Source organism: Planctellipticum variicoloris (assembly GCF_030622045.1).
In the GTDB taxonomy this organism is placed as follows: domain Bacteria; phylum Planctomycetota; class Planctomycetia; order Planctomycetales; family Planctomycetaceae; genus Planctellipticum; species Planctellipticum variicoloris.
This window is the reverse complement of record NZ_CP130886.1, coordinates 5,192,912-5,209,217: the sequence shown is the minus strand read 5'-3', so window position 1 is coordinate 5,209,217 and position 16,306 is coordinate 5,192,912. Positions and strand designations below refer to the sequence as shown.

Here is a 16,306-nt window from a genome sequence, read left to right as displayed (position 1 = left end):
GCTTCCCGGCTGGCGGATTCCGAACGCAGCCTCCCTGTTCCGGCAAATTCCGACCGGCTTAACCCCGACGGATGCCTCCGTGTCCGCCTTCAAAATTCCCGATGCGACGTGTGTACGAGGACCAAACGTTCCGGCCGGTAGCACGGCTCCTGTCAGGCCAGGTCGCGGTCTTCAAACAGGATGAATGCGAGCAGAATCGCCGCGGCGCAGTAGCACAGACCGTAGAGAGCGGCCGATCCGATATAAATCGGCGGGACCAGATCGCCGGTGGCGACGGCCGCCGACGTGTTGAACAGCTCCAGCGACGGCAGCAGGGTCGCGATAAAGCGGGCCATGAAGGTGACGAATTCGAGTTGTCCGAGCCCCGACTGGACGAGCTGCGGGGTCAAGTGGCCGATCACGAAGACCGCGAAGCAGACCGTGAGGTTAACGACCATCGGCAGCCGGGTCGAGATCGCCACGCTGACGGCGGAGAGGACGGCGATTTCCATAAACAGCAGCAGCAGACCCGGAACGACCTGCGTCACTGCGGCCCAGCACTCGGCAGGCGTCGGGGGCGTCGCCGCAGAAGCTTCTTTGGCGTCGTACCCGACCTTGTAGTAAATCAGCGCCAGAAACAGGATGGCGAGGGGAATCAGATAGATCAGGACCGCCTGCAGGATGCCGATGTATTTTCCAAGAACGAACTGCCGACGGTTGATCGGCTTCGACAGCAGAGTCATCGCGGTCTTGCCTTCGATTTCGTCGGCGATGCTCGTGCTGGCGGTCCAGATGGCGATCAACAGGCCGGAAATCAGCAGCGTGGCCAGCCCGCAGTCCTTGAGCATCTTGATGTCGTCGCCCAGCGTGAAGAACGGAAGGACGGTGTTGATCAGCAGCACGACCGCAGAAATGATCAGGGCCAGCAGAAAGACTGGCTGACGGATGGCTTCCTTGGTCGTCGCGCGGGCGATGATGCCGGCTTTGGTCGTAAAGCGTAATGCGGCCAGCGCTCCCAGGAACGCAATGCATCCGACCCCGACGAGGATCCAACTCAGGCGATCAATCGTCCCGGCGCCTTCTGCCGCCGCAAGGACTCCCGAAGACAGCACCGACTGCATATTCATGGCTTCCCCGAATGTCAGTATCGAAAACGAATGATGGATGACACGAGACAGGTTTCGAGCCGTACGATCCGCGCTCTCGCGTCGGCCACGGCACCCCGGTTACGCCTGCGGCGGCCGGATCGCTGGCGAATTTCTTCAGTCGGGTGCATTCCCTTGCAGAGTTCTCCACTGTAACGCAGCAGTGCGAGCGAAGGAAACCACCGAAGTCGATCCCCACCCGGATCCGGGGCCGGGGCGATCTTGCGAGGCGGTGCGACCGGAACACGCTGTCAGGTCAGGAATACCGAATCTGGAAGCCGGTGCAGTCAGGGGGCGGGGCGACCGTCTCCTCGTCGATTCGGACGATCTTGCCGCCCATCCGGCGGTGGAGCTCGCCCCGGAACTCGTTGATATCCGTCAGGAGGCCGACGACGAGCAGTTCGACGGTTCCGTCGGACCGATTGCGGACGTAACCTTCGACGGCATAACGGACTGCGATCGACGCTGTCGTGGCGCGGAAGCCGACCCCCTGGACTCGGCCGTGGTAGATGCAGCGCAGGCAGCTTAGGCTGGACGGCTCGTCCATGGCGGAATTTCCTGCGGGAATCGGTTGCTATTTGACGGCGAGCGTGGCGTCGAGCGGGGAAGGGGTCCGGCAGCCGGATACCCGCGAAAATCCGACCGATTTCAGCAAGTCTTCATATTCCGAGAGCGTCCGCTCCTTACCCTCGGTGCACGTCAACATGTTCAAAGACTGCATGAGCGCCCACCGCGGGCCGTCCCGTTCCTCGGTGATCAATTTCTCGGCGATCAGCAGCGCGCCCCCCTCGGGGAGACGTGCGTAGATCTTCTCCAGCAGACGGATGATCTTTTTCTCGTTCCAGTCGTGGAGAATCCGGCCGAGGGCGTAGAGATCTCCCTCAGGCAGCTCGTCCTGGAAGAAATCGCCTGGCACGAGCTGGATTCGGTCGGCGACGCCGGAACCGTCGATCGTCGTTCGGGCCAGCGGCATCGCGTCCGGCAGATCGAAAACGGTCGCCTGCAGGTGCGGATAGCGTCGACAGGCCGCGATCGCAAGATGCCCCGTTGCTCCTCCCAGATCGACCAGTCGGTGATACCCGGAGAGGTTGAACGCTCCCGCCACGTGGGGAGAACTGATCAGACCGTAGCCGTTCATCCCCATCAGAAACTCGTGCAGCGACTCCTCAGTCTTGAAGAAACTGGCGAAAATCGGGCCATCCCAGCCATAGGTCTGCTGCCAGCGATGCGTTCCCTCGCGCACCGCGTCTTCGAGATTCGACCAGAGCTGCCACATCACCGTGTTGGAGAAGTTGATGTAGCCGGTCAGCCGCTGAGGACTTTGCTGGCAAAGATAGGCCGTGGCCGTTGGCGTATTTCCATAGGCGTCGCCTTGTCGCTCCAGGAGCTGCAGGCAGACGCAGGCGTCCAGCAGCCGGCCGAGGGCGTCTTCGTTGGCTGCGAGCGATGCCGTCAAGGATTGCAGCGTCTGCGGCCCGTCGGCGAGCGTGTCGAAGACGCCGAGCGAGACCGCGGCGAACATGGTCTTGGAGCGGCGGAAAGCTTCCATCAGATCAAGTACGACCGACGGATCGGCGGGGGTCAGGTCGTCGGCCATCAGAATGCCTCCGGAAATGAAACGGACGGTTGCAGAATGAGCCTGCCACCGTCCGCGATGGGCGCCACTTCGATGCGAAAGATCTATTTCTGCCGGATCGCCCAGAGATGCTGGTAGGTTCGCAGGTAGATCGTCCCGTTGGAGATGGCCGGGGAGGAAGAAATGTCTTCACCCAGGTCATTCTCGGCAAGCACTTCAAACTTTGGCCCCGCCTTAATGACGTTGACCTTGCCGTCACGAGCGACGAGGTACAGCTTTCCGTCGGCCAGGACAGGCGAAGCGCGGTGGCGCTGACGATGCGTCCGCTCGAAGTAGATCTCCTGGCCCGAGGCCGCGTCCAGCACGTTGAGGTTGCCGTCCTGCATGCAGAGATACACCAGTCCGTCGGCGATCAGCGGCGACGGGACGTCCGGAGTCCGCTCCCAGGTCCAGAGGTGGAATTCCGGCTTGCGGGTGATGTCGCCCGCGCCGTCCGGCTTCAACGCGAGGACCGGTCCCTTTTTCGCCGTCGGGACGACAATCAGTCCCGGAATCGACACCGGCGAGGCCACGAACCGCAGGGTCGGGTCGTAGTTTCCTTTGCGGTTGAGCTCGCCGCAACGCCAGATTTCCGAGCCGTCGCTGAGACGATGGGCCACGATGAAGTCGGCCCCGTGCGTCAGCAGATACTTCTGCCGATCGTCCTGATAGATGACCGGCGACGCATACGAGTGCTCGTTCTCGGCATACGCATCGCTGGGACGATCGACCCTCCAGATCTGCTTGCCGGAACCTGCTTCCAGCGCCACCACGCAGGCTTCGCGGGTTTTGGCGTCTCCTTCGCCGTGGATGAGCTGCAGATACAGGATGCCTTCATCCAGCACGGGGGTCGACGTCATGCCGAACTGAATCGAGAACTTGCCATACCGCTCCTGGAGGTCGACTTTCCAGATCTCCTGCCCCGCGAAATCGAAGCACGCCAGCTTGCCGTCGGCCATCATGGACCAGACCAGCTTGCCGTCGGTCAGCGGCGAGTTCGACGCCGAGTTCCCTTCGTCTCCACGGACGTTCTTATTCCCCCCGGAGATCTGCCGTTCCCAGAGGGACTTGCCGGTCGTATCCATTGCCAGCAGCAGCAGGTCGCCGTTGTCATTGACCGTGGTCAGGAAGATCCGGTCGCCCCAGATCACCGGCGTCGATCCTGCGGGGCCCGGCAGTCGGACTTTCCAGGCCACGTTCTTGTCCGGGCCGAACGCGGCCGGCAGATTTTTCTCGTCTGAGATTCCGTTGCTGTGCGGACCGCGCCAGCTCGGCCAGTTTTCCGCGGAAAGCGGTGCGGCGGTCACCAGCGTCAGCAGACAGACGACAGAGAGCCGCGACGTCACGGAATGCATGTCCGGAATCCTTAACTTCGGATGAGCATCGGTAGCGATTGATATCAATCGCCAGTGTGCCGCCGGAGGAGCAGGGAGTCAACGAGTCTGGGGCGACGGCGGGGAGAAGATTTCACGCGAGGGCGGACGGTGGACGCGACGGAGCAACAGAGTCGTTGAAGGATGAACATGGCCCAACGCGACATGCTTGATGTGGAGCGCGTTGACATTCTCCAGAAGCTGGTGCGGGCGTCTCTGTGAAGTTGTGCGATGACCTGTCAGCGTTCCACATGCTCGGAACTGACGACGCAGTTTCGCTCATCAAACAGGTTCAAGTAGTAGACCTTCGCGTCAGCCGGAATCTCGGCGGTCACGCGTCGCGTGGCAGCGTCGATCGTGGCGGGAGCGGCTTCCCACTTGCGATCCTGCCAACGGCCGGTGTCGCGTGTGAAGGTCAGTTCGGCCTTGGAGAGCGCGACCGACGACTCGAAGTCCACCCACGCGACCTGGTCAGTGACACCCTGTTTGACGACCTTTGGCAGGGACTTTTCGCCGCGGAGGATGTGGTTGGCCATGACGTGGATTTCCTCGGGATTCTCCCCCGCCGGGCCGTGGCCATGGGGCATGCGGATACGGAGGCAGAGGGTCCGCGGGCCGGTCGGCAGGCGGTAGGATTTCTGCCAGGAATCGGGCGGATAGGCGAAGTCGTTGGTGCCGTTGACCCACAGCATGGGCATCGCGGATTGCCCCAGGTAGATCGACGGATCCCATTGCCTGAGCCAGAGTCCGGCTTGCTCCGGACCGAGTTTCTCAAACGCGGGCAGCCAGGCGGAGTTGTCTCCCAGGTAGCCGCAGCCATAGACCGGTGCGGCAAACTGAAAGCGATTGTCGACGCCTGCGACGATACACGTCAGGTAGCCGCCCCAGGAAATGCCGGTGACGCCGATCCGGCCGGCATCGACGCGCGGGTCGGCTCGGAGCAGCGAGTGGCCGAGGGCCGCCGCGCTGACAGCCTGCCAGGTCCACTGGTCTTCTATCGGAGTTTCGAGCTGGCCGAAGCTGGCGTCCCAGCCGGGCGGCCCGCCATGCTCGTGGCGCTGCCATTTTCCATAAGTGCCAACCGGGACGCAGCCGCAGAGATCCATGGCGATGGCGGCGTAACCGCGGGACGTCCAGACTTTGACCCAGCGGTCGAACGCGGTTCCTCCTCCGCCGTGGATCAGGACCATTGCGGGAAATTTCTTGTCGGGCTGGGCGGGATCGGCGGCCGGAAAGCCGGTGTAGGCAAAGACTCGCGTGGGGCGGCCCTGGTACGGGGCGCCTTCGTAAAAGAACGCTTTGACGTCGGGGACCTGCAGATCATCCGCCGGAAAAGTGGCGGGAACCTTTGAGAGTGCGGCCAGATCAAAGCGAACGCCGTTGACAGGTTGAGTCTGGGCGAATGCCGCGCTGGCCGTGGCGAGACAAAACGTGAACAGAATGACGAGACGGCGCATGAGTTTGCTCCGGCGAGGAGGAGACATCGATCCGGGCACAGCGTACGGAAAGTTGCACACCGCGGCCAGCACTCGCACAGGGGTGGCGGCCAGGTGTTGAAACGATTAGGTTCAGGGCTCTCGGAAGCGGCTTCGCGGACTGGAGTGAGCCTGGACGATGAGTCGAAATCCAAACGACTGGCGAATTCGCCCGGCCCCGTTTTCGGCGTATGCGTCGGCGGTCTCATCATTTCTGGCGGTGGGGCTGGGGGTTCCGATTCTTTTCGTCGGTTGCCTGATGGTGTTCGGGCGGCAGATCGAACAACTTCCCGCGGGGATTCAGCGCCTGATCGGGCCGGGCGTTCCTCTGATGGCGCTGTTGCTGGCCTCGCTGTCGGCGTTCAGCGCGTTTCGGCAGGCCAGAATCAAGGCGGCGAAGGCTCTTGCGGCACAGGGACGAAAGGTCGTTCCGAAGGTCTGGTGGCGTCGACCGGGAATCGTGCAACCGCTGTCGACAGTTGGAAGCGGGCTGATCGGAGCGGCGATCGGCTTCGTGCTTTCCGCTTCGCAACTCGATCGATCGTTCTTTCTGATCGCTGGCGGATTCCTGGGACTGCTGGGCGGGTTCTTCGGGAGCGCGCTTTATCTGCTGGCGGTGGGAGGCTATGAGCCGCCCGAAGTCGTCGGCGGCCTGGCCGAAAAATCCTGTCCCGGCTGCGGCGAGCCTCTGGCGGCCGATGTCCGGACCTGCCCGCTGTGCGGAGCGGCGATGGCGCAGTAGTCGCCGCTCCCGCCGGCCGCGCCCGTCAGGATCGCTACAACCGTCGCCGTCCTTCCAGTCGGCTTAAGAACGCGGGGGGATGTTGCCAAAAAACATCCGCCCCGGCGGGGCTGTGCTAGCGTAGAGACAGACTGACTGGGACTCCCGGGCTGCGCATCTCGCCTCAGGTTCCTGGCGTTCTGCCTTCAGGATCATTTCATGCCTGTCGTAACTTCCCCCCAAACTCCCGATGCCGTCGTCGCCTCCCCCGGAGGGGCGGGAAAGGACGAAGGCGGTCGGGTCGACATTCGACTCGACGAATTAATCGTCGGTCGTCCGCTGAAGTTTCCGATCTACGATCCGCGCGGCACGCTGTTGCTCGCCGAGGGGAAAATGATCTCCTCGGACTTCAAACGACTTCTGAAACAAAGGGGAATTTCGTCGGTCCAGGTCAATGCCGCCGATTCGGCCCGCTTGAAGCTGACTCGAACCGCCGACACCCCGGCGTCGGGCCTGGTGCTTGATATGGAGGTGGCCGCTGCGCTGGACCGAGTCATCGATTCGGGTCTGCTCTCGGTACAGAATCGCGGTAAGGCGGTCAAAGCCGATCTGAAGATCCACGGTCGGACCGCTTACGACCAGGTGAAGAAGGAAGAGCAGTCTCAACGGCAGTCGGCGAAATCGGAGCACCTGGGCAATCTGATGAAGGATGTCCTGCGCGGGAAGACCGTTTCAACATCCTCGATCTCGCAAGCTGCGGTCGAGTCGCTGGCCGACATGGCGGACGATGCGGACTGCATGCTGGCCGTCGCGATGGAGGCGCATGCGAAGGAGGGGCTGGCTGAGCATTCTTTGAAGATGGCGACGCTGGCCATGGCGATCGGCATTGAGATGGGGCTCGATGAAGACAATTGCAAACGGGTGTATGTCGCGGGAATGGTCCACGACTGGGGCCTGGCGAAGCTGCCCGAAGAGGTTGTCTGTCCGCGTCAGCCGTACACGGCAAGCGATTACTTTGAATTCAAGAAACACCCGATCCTGACGGCTGAAATTCTGCAGCGGATGATCGACATTCCGTCGATGGTGGCGGTGGTGTCGTACCAGGTTCACGAGCGACCGAATGGCAAGGGATATCCGCGCGGAAGAACCGGGGAACGCATTCATCAGTTTGCGCGGATTCTTTCGGCGGCAGACGCCTATTCGCACCTGACGAGCCCGAAGCCCTGGCGGCCGGCTCTGGCTCCCTATGCGGCGATGGAATGCCTGATCCGGCTGGCGAAAACCAAGGACCTGGATCCGGACGTCGTCCGTACGTTCCTGAAGCTGATGACGCTGTTTCCGATCGGGAGCTACGTGACTCTGGACGACGGCAGCATCGCACGCGTCCTCCGCAAGAATGGCGAAAACTATACATTGCCGATCGTGCAGATCGTCGAAGACGCCAATGGCGATCCCGTGCCGGCCAATCTGCCGGAATCGATTGTCGATCTGTCCGACGCGCCGGTCAAAATCGTCCAGGCGCTGCCGACTCCCGGAAGCGACGAGATTCTGCTGACCGACGAGATCCTGGAAGAGATCCGCGGTCAGCTCTGAAGTTCTAGAACGGCATCACTGGCGGCTTTGGTCGGCTCCTGCCGGCGGAGAGAGAGGAATCGTGTCGATCGAATACCACGAGTTCGTCCCGGCGGAGACCTTGCATCGTCTCGACGACGATCTGGAGTTCCTGCAGGAGATGGTGGCGATGCTGCCGGAGCAGACCGCCGATGGCCTGAACCGGCTGGAAGAAGCGCTGCAGAGAAAGAACGTCGGAGAGCTCCAGGAATCCGCTCATCGCTTCAAAGGTTCCGTGGCCATTCTGTCGACGGGGCGGCTCTACCATCTGTTGCGCCGCATCGAAACGGCAAATGACGCGGAATCTCTGCACACGGGAGCGGCGCTCCTGCCAGAAGTTGTCGACGCCGTCGAAGCGCTGAGTCGCGAGCTCGATCATTTCCTTCGAAGCCAATGCTCCCCTGCCGGAGACCCCGGGTCAGAAGCGCAGGTGTCGGCATGAAAATCCTGATTGTCGACGATGTCGGTTACAGCCGGCACTACCATTCTCGAATGCTGCAGAAGTTCGGCTACGACACCGTCATCGCGGAAACCGGTCCGCAGGCCCTGCGTCTGCTGGAGCGGGATTCGTCGATCGACGCGGTCCTGACCGACCTGCTCATGCGGGACATGGACGGTCTGGAACTCTATTCCGCAGCCCAGACCATCAACCGAATGACCGATGCAGGGAACGCGGAGTCTCCGGCATTTATCATGATGACCGCCGCCCGTCCGGGCAGTAATGCGCAGCCGCGTGACCTGGAAAAAATCCGCGTCGCCAAGCAGGTGGGCTTCGTCGACGTGCTGTTCAAGCCGATCGACCCGGAACTGCTGCAACGGACCCTTGAGACCATCAAGTATGCCCGATCGAAAGTGAATGAAACCGTCGACCTCGGCGGCCTGTCGCAGCGGCTCACGGAAACGATCGGCAAGATACTCAGCGGGCAGGATGCCGCAACGGCGCAGCGGCTGACCGACGAACTGCATTCTGCCCTGCAGCGACTGGAACCGATGCTGGCGCCGGTCGGAGCAAAGTAGAACTCGATTGCGTGGAAACTTCACCACGGATTGAAGTTTGAGAAAAAGGTCGTGATCGTGGCGATTTTGAGCATCGAAGACTACTCGGTGGCGCATCAGCGGGCCGCTGAGCGCGTACTGGAAAAGCTGCAGCGTCTCGATGCGCGAATCGCGACAAAGTATGGACGCGAACGCCGGCACCTGCGACAGGCGGTGCGCTGCGTGCTCGAGATCCACATGCTGCCGAAGCTCCGGACGTCGGACGGATCCCCGTTCCGCGCCTATTCGGTGGACGTGTCTCAGAGCGGCGTCGGATTCATCGCCCCTGCAGAAATTTACGACGACCAGGTCTGCGTCGGCGTGCCCGGGAAAGAGGGCCGGCACAACTGGTTCCTGGCGGAGATTGTCCGGAAACGTCAGGTTCCGGAGGAGATGTTCTGGGAGTACGGGGCCGTGCTCCTGGCACGCGTCGACAACCCGGTTCCGATCCAGGCCGAGCCGGCGACCTGACCAGATCGGGGTTGAATCCGGGCGTTGGCGTCGAGGCGGCCGGCCCCGTAAGATCATCGGGGTATGGTGCTGATGTTTGTCGCGCCAGCAGTTCCTCCGCTCAGAATTCCGCTGTATGCCGTCCGAATCGATTCGTGAGATTGTCTCCCGGAACCTCGCGGAAGTGCAGGGGCGAATCGCCTCTGCGTGTGATCGCTCCAGCCGATCTGCCGAAACCGTGCGCCTCGTGGCCGTTACCAAGTACGCCGAGTTGTCATGGATTCGCGAGCTCGTCGATCTCGGTCAGATGGACCTGGGAGAAAGCCGGCCGCAGCAACTGGCGGCTCGTGCCGCGGAATTCCCGGGCCGGGTGCAGTGGCACCTGATCGGCCATCTCCAGCGGAACAAGGCGGCTCTGGTGCTGCCCAGGGTCGCGCTGATCCACTCTGTGGACTCGCTCCGGCTGCTGGATCAGCTCGAAAAGGAGGCGCAGTCGCTGACGCTGCAGCGGGATGTGCTGCTGGAAATCAACGTCTCGGGAGAAGCCTCCAAAGACGGCCTCGCCCCCGCTGATGCGCTGGATCTCGCCGATCGACTTCAGCGGCTGGAGTGGATCCGTCCGCGCGGGCTGATGACGATGGCCCCGCTGCTCGACAACCCCGAGGGAGCCCGGCCCTTCTTTCGTCGCCTGCGGGAATTGAGAGATGAACTGCAGCAGCGCGCAGGACTGCCGCTCCCCGAATTATCGATGGGCATGAGCGGCGACTTCGAACCCGCGATCGAAGAGGGCGCGACGCTGGTGCGAATCGGCAGCCGTCTGTTTTCCGGACTGCAGCGGGAATAGACTCCCACCGGAATGTGAGACGCAATGCGAGAATCTGCGGGAACTTTGCTGTATCGACGCGAAGGGGACGAGTGGCAGGTGCTGCTCGTCCATCCCAGCGGGAACTACAACCGCAGAGCCCCCTGGTCAATTCCCAAGGGTGAGCCCGACGCCGATGAGAGCCACGAGGCCGCCGCCCGCCGGGAAACGCGGGAAGAGACCGGCGTGATCGCCGGCGATCTCTTTCCGCTGGGCGAGACGATTCTGCAGAAATCGCGGAAACGGATCACCGCATTTGCCGGGGCCGCACCCGCCGCGGCGACGCCAACCTGCGCCTCGTGGGAAGTCGACCGGGCGGAGTTTGTCGCGCTCGACCGCGCACGGGAACTGCTGCATCCGGACCAGGCAGTCTTCATCGACCGGCTATGGGAACTTCTTCGGCAGAAACCTTCATCGCCCGCCTGACAGCCGGCGCTACATCTGCTCCGCGACGCCGATCCCCAGCAGTTCGAGTCCCTGCTTGAGCACGCGCGCCGTCAGATCGCACAGCAGCAGCCGGCTCTGCCGCAGCGCCTCGTCTTCCTCTCTGAGGACCGGGCAGTTCTCGAAGAAGCCGGCGAACGCGTTCGCGGTTTCATAGAGGTACTGTGTGAGCTGGTTCGGGCGGTAGTCCACAGTCACATCGGCCAGGGCTTCGCCGAACCGGTTGAGCTGCAGCGCCAGCGTCCGTTCCTGCGGTGCTCCGAGCTGGATTTCGGGGGGCTTCAACCGGAGTGGCGCGGGGTCGATGCCCCCTTTGCGGAAGATGCCGTTGACCCGGGCGTACGAGTATTGAATATAGGTCGCCGTGTCCCCCGTCTTGGCGAGCATTTTCTCCCAACTGAAGACATAGTCGCTGTCGCGGTTGTGGTGCAGGTCGGCATAGATGATGCCGCCGATGCCCACTGTCTCCGCGACGAGCGCCCGCTGCTCGGGGCTCAGTTCCGGGTTCGGTTTCTGATTGTCGTTTTCATCGACGATCTGCCGCGCGCGCTCGACCCCTTCGTCGAGGAGTCCTTCGAGACCGACCGTATCGCCGGACCGCGTCTTATAGGGTTTGCCGTCGGGACCCATGATCGTCCCGAAGCTGACGTGTTTGAACTCGGTGCGGTCGTACCCCATCCGCCCGGCGGTTTCGATCAGCAGCGCAAAGTGCTCCGACTGCCGGGCGTCGACGACATACAATATTGCGTCAGCCTTCAGCGTTTCGACGCGATAGCGGATCGTCGCCAGGTCGGTGGTGGCGTACGTAAACGCGCCATCCTTCTTGCGGACGATAAAGGGGGCTTCGCTGGTCTTGCTGAACACGCAGATGGCCCCGTCGCTCTCGCGGGCCAGACCGCTCTTCGTCAGCTCCTCCACAATCCCGGCGAGCATCGGGTTGTAGTAGCTCTCCCCGAGCGCCATGTCGAACGAGATCCCCAGCCGACGATACATCCCCTCCAGGGCCGCCAGGCACTGCGGCAGGAACTCGTGCCAGAGCCGGTTGTTCTCGGCGTCGCCGGCATGCAGCTTCGCGGTCTCCTTGCGGGCCAGCTCGGCGATCTGCGGGTGCGACTCCGCCAGCGACTTTAAGACGGCGTCGCTGTCGACGATTTCCCGCTTCTTCAGCGCCGACGCAATTTCGTCCTTCAGACTGGCGACATCCGACCGAGTCTTCTTGGCGGCTTTCTGGAGGTCCTTATCCTTCGGCTGTGCGGCGGCTGCGGCGTCCGCGGTCACGGCCGCCTGCTCCTTCTGGGCGAGCGTTTCCCGCAGCTTCGGCAGGTCGTTGCCGAGCGTGTGGTAGTCCGAAAGTTGATTGACCAGCCGATACAGCCGGGAGAGTTCGCGAACCGGTTCCTGCTGGTACGCGGCGGCGTCTCTGAAGTGCTTGTAACCGTAAATGATCATGCCGAACTGGGTGCCCCAGTCGCCGACGTGGTTGTCGCTGAGAACGACGTGCCCGAGAAACTTCAGAATGCGGTACAGCGAGTTGCCGATCACCGTGCTGCGCAGGTGGCCGACGTGCATCGGCTTGGCGACGTTGGGGGACGAGTAGTCGACGATGTACTTGCGCGGCGCGGCGACAGGGGCGACGCCGAGTCGCTCGCTGCCGGCGATTTCGCGAGTCGCCGCCGCCAGCCGGTCGGTCTTGAGCCGGAAATTGATGAACCCCGGCCCGGCAACTTCGGGCGGCTCGCAGAGATCGGCGACCTCCAGCGATGCGACGATCTGCGCGGCGAGATCCCGCGGCGAAGCTCCCCGCTGCTTGGCCAGCGCCATCACGCAATTGGCCTGGAAATCCCCGAACCGACCGTCCTGCGTCGGGCGGAGCATCTGGGTGTAGACGTCCGGAGTTTCCGTCAGGTCGGCGAGGGCTCCATGCAGTCGCGTCCGCAGTTCGGCCAGGAAATTCATTGCCGGAAATCCCCGTCGGGCTCGTGAAATGAAACGGCCCGGCGGAGGATGCCGGGACGCTTGGGATTGCTGGTCAGCTCTGGTGAGCTACTCGTCCGCGTCCATCTGCTGCAGGTGCTGCTTCCAGTCGACCCGGCGAGCGTCGGCCCACAGGCCTTCGAGGTCGTACATCGCGCGGGCCTCGGGGAGGAAGGCGTGGACAACGATGTCGCCGTAGTCCTGGAGTTGCCAGGAACTTGCCGATTCGGCCCCTTCGGTCCCGAGCGGCCGGTTGCCGCGAGCCTTCATCATGACGCGAATTTCGTCCAGCAGAGCCGTCATGGCTCGCGGGTTGGTTGACGTCGAGATGACAAAGTAATCGACGATGGGGGTGATCGCCGTCAGATCCAGGACGACGGTTTCCCTGCCACGGAAGTCTTCAGCAAGCTTGGCGCAAAGGCAGGCTTCATTGAGACTTCGGGCTTGCTGCTTCGTCAGTGTGGCAGGCATGGTCGGGCGATCGATCCTCAGAAAACTGGCCAGCCGGAACCCGACCAACGGGTCAGAGGCTGCGCGTCAATGGAGAGGACACGCGCCCGGCCGTTCAGGTTCCCGGCCTCGCCAGCAAACCGGCATGGTCGCGGATTGCGGGGAGAGTTGCAAGGGAATCGTCGAATCCGGCGGCCGATCGGCCGCTCAGAGCCCTGCGGCCCGATCGAGTTTTTCCGCATAATCGGCCGGCATGTCTGCCGACTTCATGCCGGTGTCGGGAGACATGATGCAGAAGACCGTTTTCATCTCGCCGCTTGCGAGGTGGATCTCGTCTCGGAAGAATTCGTAGGCGATTGTCAGGGATCGGGCCGTCCGGCGAGTGATTGTCAGCCGAACTTCGATGACATCTTCGTAGCGGGCAGGGGCGTCAAACGAACAGCTCGTCGCGACACGCGGCCAGCCGAATTTCGTCCCGTCCGGCAAGAATCCGACGATTTTAAGGCCGAGCGATCGAAAGAACTCGTGCTCGGCCTGCTCCATATAGCGGTAGAAGTTGGCAAAATGGACGATCCCGGCGAGATCGGTCTCGCAGAACTCGACCCGGCGGGTTGTGCGGAAATGGCAGCTCATGGGCACACGATAGTCGCCCGAAGGGCCGAACGGCAATTGGAACGGGTTCCGGTCGCATGCAACCCGGCCGCCCAGCCGTTATCCTGTGTGATTCGCAACGACGCCCCGCCGGGTGGACTTGCGGCAGCGCCCGAGGATCGCTGCCGATCTTCTGAACCAACGAGAACAGCATGAGTGGCGACAGTCTGCGGATCGGTATCGTGGGGGCGGGGGACAACACCCGCCGACGGCACATTCCCGGCTTGCAGGCCGTGCCGGGAGTCGAAATTGTCGGTGTCGCGAACCGGACGTCCGAATCGTCCGAACGGGTGACCGCCGAATTCGGCATCCCCCGGACGTACCCGGACTGGAAGTCGCTCGTCGCCGATCCGACGATCGACGCCGTCGTAATCGGGACCTGGCCGAACCTGCATTGCGAAGTGACCTGTGCGGCCCTGGCCGCCGGCAAGCATGTCCTGTGCGAAGCCCGCATGGCTCGGAATCTGGCGGAAGCGCGCCAGATGGAAGCGGCCGCTGCGGCGCATCCGGACCGCGTCGCCATGCTGGTCCCCAGCCCGTTCGGGCTGGAGTGCGACGCCGAGATTCAGGCCATCCTGCACGACAAGGGAATCGGCGATCTGCGCGAAGTCGTGGTGATCGGGGCCGACGACCAGTTTCTGGACTTCACGGAGTTTCTGCACTGGCGGCAGGACGCCGAGATCAGCGGTCGCAATGTGCTGACGCTGGGAATTCTGCACGAAACCGCGCTGCGCTGGTCGCCTCAGCCGACGCGAGTCTTCGCTCAAACCCAGCTCTTCGAGCCGACCCGCCCCAATCCCGCGGGCGCCGGGACTGTGCCGGCGACCGTCCCGGACAGCGTGCAGGTGCTGACCCAGTACGAGAACGGCGCGCGCGGGATCTACCACTTCAGCGGGATGGAGATCCACGGTCCCGGAAAACAGATCCATCTTTACGGCAGCCGGGGCACGATCAAAGTGCTGTTTGGGCAGCACGACCGGCTGTTCTTCGGGCGTCGCCCCGATGCGGAACTGCGGGAAATCAGTATTCCTGCAGAGAAACTGGGCGGATGGCGGGTTGAAGCCGAGTTCGTGGGAGCGATCCGCGGGCAGGAACCGGTCAAGTACACGACGTTCGCCGACGGCGTCCGCTACATGGAGTTCGTCGATGCGGTGGCTCGCAGTGCAGCAGCCGATCTCCCGCTGAGCCTGCCACTCGGCGAATAACTGGTCGTGGCTTGTCAGGCTGAAGTTGATGGTCGGAACAGAATCGCCGCAGACGCATGTCCGCACGGACCGGCGGCGATCTGGTCCGGCGATGTCGGCACGGTTCGGCTCACCCTGAGGTCATAGATTTCGCAGATCTGTCGAACCAGGATCGACTCGCCGAGTCCGGGCCGTTCCGTAGCGGACCCGTGCCACCAGAACCCGCACTCGCCGGGCTGCATCAGGCGACGCAGCCCCAGGCTGAGCCGGCCCATCGTCCAGCGGGCGTTGATATCCTGCAGCGGACGCCAGGCGGGCTCGCCATCTGCCGATCGGTAGCACATCACGTCGATGCCCAGCGGCCCGAAGTATCCGATTTCCTGCGCCCGTCGAGCTGCGTTCTTGCAGACTTCAATGGTGGACGCTGGAACGATCTGAGTTGTCGCGAGAGCGACTGGAGGAGCAAACCAGCTCCCGCGGTACTGCCCGCCGGCGTTCGACAGCAGCGGCACACAGCCCAGCAGGACGGGAGTTCCGGAGCGGGGAACGTCGAACTGCAGGCCGACTTCGAAAACCCGGTCAACCCAGGGTTCGAAGAACACCAGCCCGTCTTCGGCAAGTCGCTTGCGGATCCAGCCCTCGGCCGGTGTCGCGAGCGGACCGCTGCCGAGCAGCCGTTCCCGACCGGCCATGCCGAACTGCGCCTTAACCACCCACCGCGGGCGTTCGTTGGGAGCGGACAGCAGGTTCAGACGTTGTTCGACATCGGACATCGAGGCTGCAGGACCTGCCCCCGGCAGTGCGATGTTCCACGCATGTTCCAACCGGCTCGAAAACTCACGAGAATTCGCCGTGGCGACCGCAGCCGCGGATGGAGCATCAGCCGTCCAGCCCCGTTCCAGGCTGAGGACTCTGAGCCGATCCGTCCAGCCCCAGGGAACGCATTCAATCGGCCCCGGCAGCCGGGCAGGTTGCATCGTTCCCGTCACTCGCGGCAGTCCTGCTTCCGCGGCAGCTCGAAAAAAATCAGAGTGAACCGGCTCCGGCGTCCACAGGACGTCCCCGTCTTCAGCAATCGCCAGCCAGGCGGTCGACAACTCGGCGTTGAGCCGGCTGAGGCGGGCTGGCGTTTGGGCCGCGGAGTCGACGAGCTGGTGCTCGAAGTCGAAATTGGGAACGAAGAGGCGTGGCATCGGAATATCCCGGATCAATTCGTGCAGGCGTTTGGACTCCACTCTTACACCGCGGCGCGTCCCTGACGGAACTGAAACGGCTGTCGCAATGTCCGGTTGCGCGGGAAGGCGGACGAAGCGCCAGTCGAAGTCCCGCCACGAATT

General features: G+C 63.0%; 17 protein-coding genes. 8 read left to right on the top strand and 9 right to left on the bottom strand.

The features are described from left to right. Window positions 1–152: 152 nt before the first annotated feature. The 5 genes from SH412_RS20265 to SH412_RS20245 form a co-directional block, all read right to left on the bottom strand. A complete protein-coding gene (locus SH412_RS20265; RefSeq protein WP_336519837.1) occupies window positions 153–1,100 on the bottom strand; it encodes an ABC transporter permease subunit in 948 nt (315 codons plus the stop codon). Between the two features lie 280 nt (window positions 1,101–1,380). Next, window positions 1,381–1,671, bottom strand: a complete 291-nt coding sequence (locus tag SH412_RS20260; protein ID WP_336519836.1) for an acylphosphatase — start codon at window positions 1,669–1,671, stop codon at window positions 1,381–1,383. 27 nt (window positions 1,672–1,698) lie between these two features. Then, window positions 1,699–2,721: a class I SAM-dependent methyltransferase gene (locus SH412_RS20255; protein ID WP_336519835.1), complete on the bottom strand. Its 1,023-nt coding sequence runs from the start codon at window positions 2,719–2,721 to the stop codon at window positions 1,699–1,701. Window positions 2,722–2,804: 83 nt separating this feature from the next. Beyond that, window positions 2,805–4,094 carry an outer membrane protein assembly factor BamB family protein gene (locus tag SH412_RS20250; protein ID WP_336519834.1) on the bottom strand — a complete coding sequence of 430 codons (1,290 nt, stop codon included), beginning with the start codon at window positions 4,092–4,094 and terminating at the stop codon, window positions 2,805–2,807. 257 nt (window positions 4,095–4,351) lie between these two features. Further along, window positions 4,352–5,569 carry an alpha/beta hydrolase family protein gene (locus SH412_RS20245; protein ID WP_336519833.1) on the bottom strand — a complete coding sequence of 406 codons (1,218 nt, stop codon included), beginning with the start codon at window positions 5,567–5,569 and terminating at the stop codon, window positions 4,352–4,354. 157 nt (window positions 5,570–5,726) lie between these two features. On the opposite strand from SH412_RS20245, the gene SH412_RS20240 reads away from it, so the two are divergent. From SH412_RS20240 to SH412_RS20210, 7 genes are all read left to right on the top strand, one after another. Next, a complete protein-coding gene (locus SH412_RS20240) occupies window positions 5,727–6,329 on the top strand; it encodes a hypothetical protein (RefSeq protein WP_336519832.1) in 603 nt (200 codons plus the stop codon). A 198-nt stretch (window positions 6,330–6,527) separates the two neighbouring features. Beyond that, window positions 6,528–7,901 (top strand): HD-GYP domain-containing protein, encoded by a 1,374-nt coding sequence (locus SH412_RS20235; protein ID WP_336519831.1) that lies wholly within the window; start codon window positions 6,528–6,530, stop codon window positions 7,899–7,901. A gap of 61 nt (window positions 7,902–7,962) precedes the next feature. Further along, entirely contained in the window at window positions 7,963–8,361 is a 399-nt protein-coding gene (locus SH412_RS20230; RefSeq protein WP_336519830.1) for an Hpt domain-containing protein, read from the top strand. Then, a complete protein-coding gene (locus tag SH412_RS20225) occupies window positions 8,358–8,936 on the top strand; it encodes a response regulator (protein ID WP_336519829.1) in 579 nt (192 codons plus the stop codon). Before SH412_RS20230 ends, SH412_RS20225 begins: the two co-directional genes overlap by 4 nt. 30 nt (window positions 8,937–8,966) lie before the next feature. After that, a complete protein-coding gene (locus SH412_RS20220) occupies window positions 8,967–9,425 on the top strand; it encodes a hypothetical protein (RefSeq protein ID WP_336519828.1) in 459 nt (152 codons plus the stop codon). Between the two features lie 115 nt (window positions 9,426–9,540). Further along, on the top strand, window positions 9,541–10,248 hold the full coding sequence (locus SH412_RS20215; protein WP_336519827.1) for a YggS family pyridoxal phosphate-dependent enzyme: 708 nt from the start codon (window positions 9,541–9,543) through the stop codon (window positions 10,246–10,248). Window positions 10,249–10,272: 24 nt separating this feature from the next. Continuing rightward, a complete protein-coding gene (locus tag SH412_RS20210; protein WP_336519826.1) occupies window positions 10,273–10,692 on the top strand; it encodes an NUDIX domain-containing protein in 420 nt (139 codons plus the stop codon). Window positions 10,693–10,701: 9 nt separating this feature from the next. Here SH412_RS20210 and argS read toward each other — a convergent pair whose 3' ends face one another. From argS to SH412_RS20195, 3 genes are all read right to left on the bottom strand, one after another. Then, window positions 10,702–12,666: an arginine--tRNA ligase gene (argS, locus tag SH412_RS20205; RefSeq protein ID WP_336519825.1), complete on the bottom strand. Its 1,965-nt coding sequence runs from the start codon at window positions 12,664–12,666 to the stop codon at window positions 10,702–10,704. 87 nt (window positions 12,667–12,753) lie between these two features. Then, window positions 12,754–13,155, bottom strand: a complete 402-nt coding sequence (gene rsfS / locus SH412_RS20200) for a ribosome silencing factor (protein WP_336519824.1) — start codon at window positions 13,153–13,155, stop codon at window positions 12,754–12,756. A gap of 186 nt (window positions 13,156–13,341) precedes the next feature. Beyond that, window positions 13,342–13,767 (bottom strand): acyl-CoA thioesterase, encoded by a 426-nt coding sequence (locus tag SH412_RS20195; protein ID WP_336519823.1) that lies wholly within the window; start codon window positions 13,765–13,767, stop codon window positions 13,342–13,344. A gap of 170 nt (window positions 13,768–13,937) precedes the next feature. On the opposite strand from SH412_RS20195, the gene SH412_RS20190 reads away from it, so the two are divergent. Next, entirely contained in the window at window positions 13,938–14,990 is a 1,053-nt protein-coding gene (locus SH412_RS20190) for a Gfo/Idh/MocA family protein (RefSeq protein WP_336519822.1), read from the top strand. A gap of 14 nt (window positions 14,991–15,004) precedes the next feature. Here SH412_RS20190 and SH412_RS20185 read toward each other — a convergent pair whose 3' ends face one another. Next, a complete protein-coding gene (locus tag SH412_RS20185) occupies window positions 15,005–16,162 on the bottom strand; it encodes a hypothetical protein (RefSeq protein WP_336519821.1) in 1,158 nt (385 codons plus the stop codon). Between the last annotated feature and the right edge of the window lie 144 nt (window positions 16,163–16,306).